The organism is Kitasatospora sp. MY 5-36 (assembly GCF_001182915.1).
Taxonomy (GTDB): Bacteria; Actinomycetota; Actinomycetes; order Streptomycetales; family Streptomycetaceae; genus Kitasatospora.
Map to the genome: position 1 here is coordinate 1 of NZ_LFVW01000439.1, position 6,271 is coordinate 6,271.

A 6,271-nucleotide genomic window follows, 5' to 3' on the forward strand; every position below is an offset into this window, starting at 1 on the left:
GCCCCCGGGCCGGGTGGGGCGCGGCCGATGACGGCGGCCTGCCCGTCCGGGGTCTCTCGGGGGGCCCGCGGTGAAAAGCGGGCCCCTATAGAGGGGAGGGGCTCAGGAGAGCGGGGTCGGGCGGCCGGGCTGCTCGCCGCCGCGCTCCTCGGTGTACGTCGCGGTCGGCACCATCACCTTGCGGCGGAAGACGCAGACGACCGTGCCGTCCTGCTTGTACCCCTTGGTCTCGACGTACACGATGCCGCGGTCGTCCTTGGACTTGGACGGCCACTTGTCGAGCACGGTGGTCTCGCCGTAGATCGTGTCGCCGTGGAAGGTCGGCGCGATGTGGCGCAGCGACTCGATCTCCAGGTTGGCGATCGCCTTGCCGGAGACGTCCGGGACGGACATGCCGAGCAGCAGCGAGTAGACGTAGTTGCCCACCACGACGTTCCTGCCGAAGTCGGTCGTCTTCCCGGCGTAGTTGGTGTCCAGGTGGAGCGGGTGGTGGTTCATGGTGAGCAGGCAGAAGAGGTGGTCGTCGTACTCGGTGACCGTCTTGCCGGGCCAGTGCTTGTAGACCGCGCCGACCTCGAACTCCTCGTAGGTGCGTCCGAACTGCATGGCTGCTCAGGCCTCCGGGATCTCGAACTTGGTGGTGCGCTGCAGGCCCGCGGCCCGGCCCTTGCCGGCGACGACCAGCGCCATCTTGCGGCTGGCCTCGTCGATCATCTCGTCGCCGAGCATCGCGGAGCCCTTGGCGCCGCCCGCCTCGGAGGTGCAGTAGTCGTACGCGTCGAGGATCAGCTCGGCGTGGTCGTAGTCCTCCTGCGAGGGCGAGTAGATCTCGTTCGCGGCGGCGACCTGGTCCGGGTGGAGCACCCACTTGCCGTCGAAGCCGAGGGCGGCCGAGCGGCGGGCGACCTCGCGGTAGCCCTCCTGGTTGCGGATCTGGAGGTAGGGGCCGTCGATCGCCTGGAGGTCGTTGGCGCGGGCGGCCATCAGGATGCGCATCAGGATGTAGTGGTAGGCGTCGGCGCCGTAGCCGGGCGGCTGCTCGCCGACCACCAGCGACTTCATGTTGATGGAGGCCATGAAGTCGGCGGGGCCGAAGATGATGGTCTCCAGCCGGGGCGAGGCCTCGGCGATGGCGTCGACGTTGATCAGGCCCTTGGCGTTCTCGATCTGCGCCTCGATGCCGATCCGGCCGACCTCGAAGCCCATGGTCTTCTCGATCTGGGTGAGCAGCAGGTCGAGCGCCTTGACCTGCTCGGCGTCCTGCACCTTCGGCAGCATGATGCAGTCGAGGTTGGGGCCGGCGCCCTCGACCACGGTGATCACGTCGCGGTAGGTCCAGTGGGTGGTCCAGTCGTTGACGCGCACGACGCGGGTCTTGCCGCCCCAGTCGCCGTTGTTGAGGGCGTCGACGATGTTGTGGCGGGCGCTCTCCTTGACCAGCGGGGCGCAGGCGTCCTCCAGGTCGAGGAAGACCTGGTCGGCCGGCAGGCCCTGGGCCTTCTCCAGGAAGCGCGGGTTGCTGCCCGGTACGGCGAGGCAGGAGCGGCGCGGGCGCAGTCGGTTGACAGCAGTCATCAGAATCGAGGGTTCCTTCCCAGTGGTCAGCTGGTCAGCTGGTCAGTTCGTGGCCGCGGTCGGTGCGGACGTCCACGGCTGGAGCTTGTTGGCCAGCCGGATCTCGTCCACGATCCGGCCGATGATGGTGGTGATGCCGAAGTCCTTCGGGGTGAACACGGCGGCGACGCCGGCGGCCTTGAGGGCCTCGCCGTCCGCTGCCGGGATGATGCCACCCACGATCACCGGGACATCCTCCACCCCGGCGCGGCGCAGCCGCTTCAGGACGTCGGGCACCAGCTCGCTGTGCGCGCCGGAGAGGATGGACAGGCCCACGCAGTGGACGTCCTCCGCGACGGCGGCGGAGACGATCTGCTCCGGGGTCAGCCGGATGCCCTGGTAGACCACCTCGAACCCGGCGTCGCGGGCCCGGACGGCGATCTGCTCGGCGCCGTTGGAGTGCCCGTCCAGGCCGGGCTTGCCGACCAGCAGGCGCAGCTTGCCGGCACCCAGCTCCGCGGCGGTCGCGGCGACCGCGGCGCGGACCTGCTCCAGCTCGCCGCCGGGCTCGGCGGCCACCGCGACGGGGGCGCCGCCGACGCCGGTGGGCGCCCGGTACTCGCCGAAGACCTCGCGCAGGGCGAAGGCCCACTCGCCGGTGGTGACGCCGGCCCGGGCGCAGGCGAGCGTGGCCGGCATCAGGTTGGCCTCGGTGGCGGCGACGGCCTTGAGCTCGGCCAGCGACGACTGGACGGCGGCCTCGTCGCGCTCGGCGCGCCAGGCCTCCAGGGCGGCGAGCACGGACTGCTCGGAGGCCGGGTCGACGACCATGATCGCGGTGTCGAGGTCGGCGGTGAGCGGGCTCGGCTCGGTGGTGTCGAAGCAGTTGACCCCGATGATCTTGTCCTCGCCGGACTCGATCCGGGCCCGGCGGGCGGCGTGCGAGGCGACCAGGTTGGACTTCAGGTAGCCGGACTCGACGGCCGGGATCACCCCGCCCATCTCCAGCACCTTGGCGATCTCCGCCTCGGCGCCGGCCAGCAGCTCCTCGGTCTTGGCCTCGATCACCTGGGAGCCGTTGAAGATGTCGCCGTACTCCAGCAGGTCCGACTCGTACGCCAGCACCTGCTGGATGCGCAGCGACCACTGCTGGTCCCAGGGCCGGGGCAGGCCGAGCGCCTCGTTCCAGGCGGGCAGCTGGACGGCCCGCGCCCGGGCGTCCTTGGAGAGGGTGACGGCCAGCATCTCCAGGACGATCCGCTGGACGTTGTTCTCCGGCTGGGCCTCGGTCAGGCCGAGCGAGTTGACCTGGACGCCGTAGCGGAAGCGGCGCTGCTTGGGGTCGGTGACGCCGTAGCGCTCCAGGGTGACCTTCTCCCACAGCCGGGCGAAGGCGCGCATCTTGCACATCTCCTCGACGAAGCGCACGCCGGCGTTCACGAAGAAGGAGATCCGGGCGACCACCTCGCCCATCCGCTCGGCCGGCACCTGGCCGGAGTCGCGCACGGCGTCGAGCACCGAGATGGCGGTGCACATCGCGTAGGCGATCTCCTGGACGGGCGTCGCCCCGGCCTCCTGCAGGTGGTAGCTGCAGATGTTGATCGGGTTCCACTTGGGGATGCTGCCGACCGTGTAGGCGATCATGTCGGTGATCAGCCGCACCGACGGGCCGGGCGGGAAGACGTGCGTCCCGCGCGACAGGTACTCCTTGACGATGTCGTTCTGGGTGGTGCCGGTGAGCGTGGCGATGTCCGCGCCCTGCTCCTCGGCGACCACCTGGTAGAGCGCCAGCAGCCACATCGCGGTGGCGTTGATCGTCATGGAGGTGTTGGTCCGTTCGAGCGGGATGCCGTCGAACAGGGTGCGCATGTCGCCGACGTGCCCGACCGGGACGCCGACCCGGCCGACCTCGCCGCGGGCGAGGACGTGGTCGGAGTCGTAGCCGGTCTGGGTCGGCAGGTCGAAGGCGACGGACAGGCCGGTCTGGCCCTTCGCCAGGTTCCGCCGGTAGAGCGCGTTGGAGTCGCTCGCGGTGGAGTGGCCGGCGTAGGTGCGCATCAGCCAGGGGCGGTCGCGCTTCCGGGGCTCGGTCATCAGATGTTCCTGAAACGGTTGATGGCGTCGAGGTGCTTGGCGCGGAACTCCGCGTCGTGCACGCCCAGGCCCTCCTCGGGGGCCAGGCAGAGCACGCCGACCTTGCCCTGGTGCCTGTTGTGGTGCACGTCCAGGGCGGCCTGGCCGGTCTCCTCCAGGGAGTAGACCTTGGAGAGGGTCGGGTGGATCTTCCCCTTGGCGATCAGGCGGTTGGCCTCGAAGGCCTCGCGGTAGTTGGCGAAGTGCGAGCCGACGATCCGCTTGAGCGACATCCACAGGTACCGGTTGTCGTACTGGTGCATGTAGCCGGAGGTGGAGGCGCAGGTGACGATGGTGCCGCCCTTGCGGGTGACGTACACCGAGGCGCCGAAGGTCTCCCGGCCCGGGTGCTCGAAGACGATGTCCACGTCCTCGCCGCCGGTGAACTCGCGGATCTTCGCGCCCAGGCGCTTCCACTCGCGCGGGTCCTGGTTGTTCTCGTCCTTCCAGAACCGGTAGCCCTCGGCGGAGCGGTCGATGATCGCCTCGGCGCCCATGGCGCGGCAGATCTCGGCCTTCTGGTCGCTGGAGACCACGCAGATCGGGGTGGCGCCGCCGGCCAGCGCGTACTGGGTGGCGTACGAGCCGAGGCCGCCGCTGGCGCCCCAGATCAGCACGTTGTCGCCCTGCTTCATGCCGGCGCCGTTGCGCGAGACCAGCTGGCGGTACGCGGTGGAGTTGACCAGGCCGGGGGAGGCGGCCTCCTCCCAGGTGAGGTGCCGGGGCTTGGGCAGCAGCTGGTTGGTCTTCACCAGGGCCAGCTGCGCCAGGCCGCCGAAGTTGGTCTCGAAGCCCCAGATGCGCTGCTCCGGGTCCATCATCGTGTCGTTGTGGCCGTCCGCGGACTCCAGTTCGACCGAGAGGCAGTGCGCGACGACCTCGTCGCCGGGCTTCCAGGCGTTGACCCCGGCGCCGGTGCGCAGCACCACGCCGGCCAGGTCGGAGCCGACCACGTGGTACGGCAGGTCGTGGCGCTTGGTCAGCGGCGACAGCCGGCCGTACCGCTCCAGGAAGCCGAAGGTGGAGACCGGCTCGAAGATCGAGCTCCAGACGGTGTTGTAGTTCACCGCGCTGGCCATGACGGCGACCAGGGCCTCGCCCGGGCCCAGCTCGGGCAGGGCGACCTCGTCGAGGTGAAGGGACTTGCGGGGGTCCTTGTCGCGGCTGGCGAGGCCCGCGAACATCTGCTCGTCGTCCTTGTGGAGCGTCACCGCCCGGTAGGACTCGGGGAGCTTGATCGCCGCGAAGTCCGCCGACGTGCTGTCGGTGCTGAGGATCGCGTCGAGGATTTCCTGCATGGCTGCCTCCGAAGGCGTACCTGTGCGAGGGTCACAGGGCGTCTGGGGGAGCCGGGAGCGGACACCGGCTTCGCTGAGGTGGGTGGTGGGCGGGTCAGACGGGGCACCCGGGGTGGACCGGGCCGTTCTGGCTCTCTGCTCCCGGGGTGTGGGAACGCCGGACGACGGCGCGCCGAGGTGGGGAGCCGCGGCGCCGCGACTGGTGAGTAACAAGGTAGTGGCACCCTGTGCCACTCGTAAAGACACCGGGTGCCAGGAATTCCAGTCGGTTCAGAGGCCGCGTGACGCGCGTTGCGCGGGCATGCGAAAGGCCCGCGCCGACATCCCGGCGCGGGCCCTCGATACCGCTCTGACCTGCGTGAATACTGGGTCTACGACTCCCGGGAGCCACTCAGCGCGGCCCGGATGCTGTCCACCACGACGTCCAGCGGAGCGTCCGTCCGGGCGACTGTGATGAGCACCTCACCTCCGGGACTGGCACTCAGTGCGCTCTCGACCCCGGCGTCCCCCGGGGTCCCGTTGGCACCCGGTGCCACCACCGATCCCCGCCTCCTGGCACCCGGGGCACTGGAGGCCCAGAAGGTCCGCCGGATCACCTCGAAGGAGTGGTCCAGCTGCGCCTCCACGTCGCCCCGGCCGCCGGCCCGCAGCCAGCGCCGCAGCACGTGGTTGTGCGCCGCGACCACCGCCGCCGCCGAGACCTCGGCCAGCATCGAGTCGTCCTCGCCGCCGCGCTGCCAGCCGGACGGGATGGACTCGCCGGTGTCGAAACGGCCCAGCAGGTAACGGGTGAACAGCCGCTCGTAGCGGGCCACCACGGCGATCTCCCGCTCGCGCAGCGCCGGGACCTGACGGATCAGCTGGTACCGCGCCACCGACACCCCCGGGGTGGAGGCGTACATCCGCAGCACCTCCTTGATGCCGCGGCAGACCACGTCCAGCGGGTGCTCCTCCGGCTCCGCGCTGGCCAGCAGGTCGGCCACCCGCACCAGGGTGTCGTCGTGGTCCGGGAAGATCGCCTCCTCCTTGGACCGGAAGTACCGGAAGAAGGTGCGCCGGGCCACCCCGGCGGCGGCCGCGATCTGGTCGACCGTGGTCTCCTCGTAGCCCTGCGAGGCGAACAGCTCCATCGCGGCCGTGGCCAGGTCCTGGCGCATCTGCTGGCGCTGCGCCGCCGCCCGGCGGCTGCCCGGCCCGCCCTCCGGCCCGGTGCCCCCGGTCGAGGGGCTGGTCCGGTCGGCGCCGCCGTGCGGCCCGGCGGGGTGCTGCGGGGAGGTTGACTGAAC

The 6,271-nt window shown here is 70.7% G+C and carries 5 protein-coding genes; all 5 read right to left on the reverse strand.

Going from position 1 to position 6,271, the window contains the following annotated elements; all coding sequences use genetic code 11:
- Window positions 1–102: 102 nt before the first annotated feature.
- Window positions 103–606 (reverse strand): MaoC family dehydratase, encoded by a 504-nt coding sequence (locus AE652_RS25950; protein WP_049655661.1) that lies wholly within the window; start codon window positions 604–606, stop codon window positions 103–105.
- 6 nt (window positions 607–612) lie between these two features.
- Entirely contained in the window at window positions 613–1,575 is a 963-nt protein-coding gene (locus AE652_RS25955) for a CoA ester lyase (protein WP_049655662.1), read from the reverse strand.
- Between the two features lie 42 nt (window positions 1,576–1,617).
- Window positions 1,618–3,648, reverse strand: coding sequence for a protein meaA (locus AE652_RS25960; protein WP_049655664.1), 2,031 nt, complete (start codon window positions 3,646–3,648; stop codon window positions 1,618–1,620).
- The gene (ccrA, locus tag AE652_RS25965; protein ID WP_049655667.1) at window positions 3,648–4,985 is read right to left on the reverse strand and encodes a crotonyl-CoA carboxylase/reductase; all 1,338 of its coding nucleotides are present in this window, start codon (window positions 4,983–4,985) and stop codon (window positions 3,648–3,650) included. The genes AE652_RS25960 and ccrA overlap by 1 nt, the downstream gene beginning before the upstream one ends.
- A gap of 371 nt (window positions 4,986–5,356) precedes the next feature.
- The coding region (locus AE652_RS25970; RefSeq protein WP_063780267.1) for a TetR family transcriptional regulator at window positions 5,357–6,271 on the reverse strand (915 nt) is incomplete at its 5' end.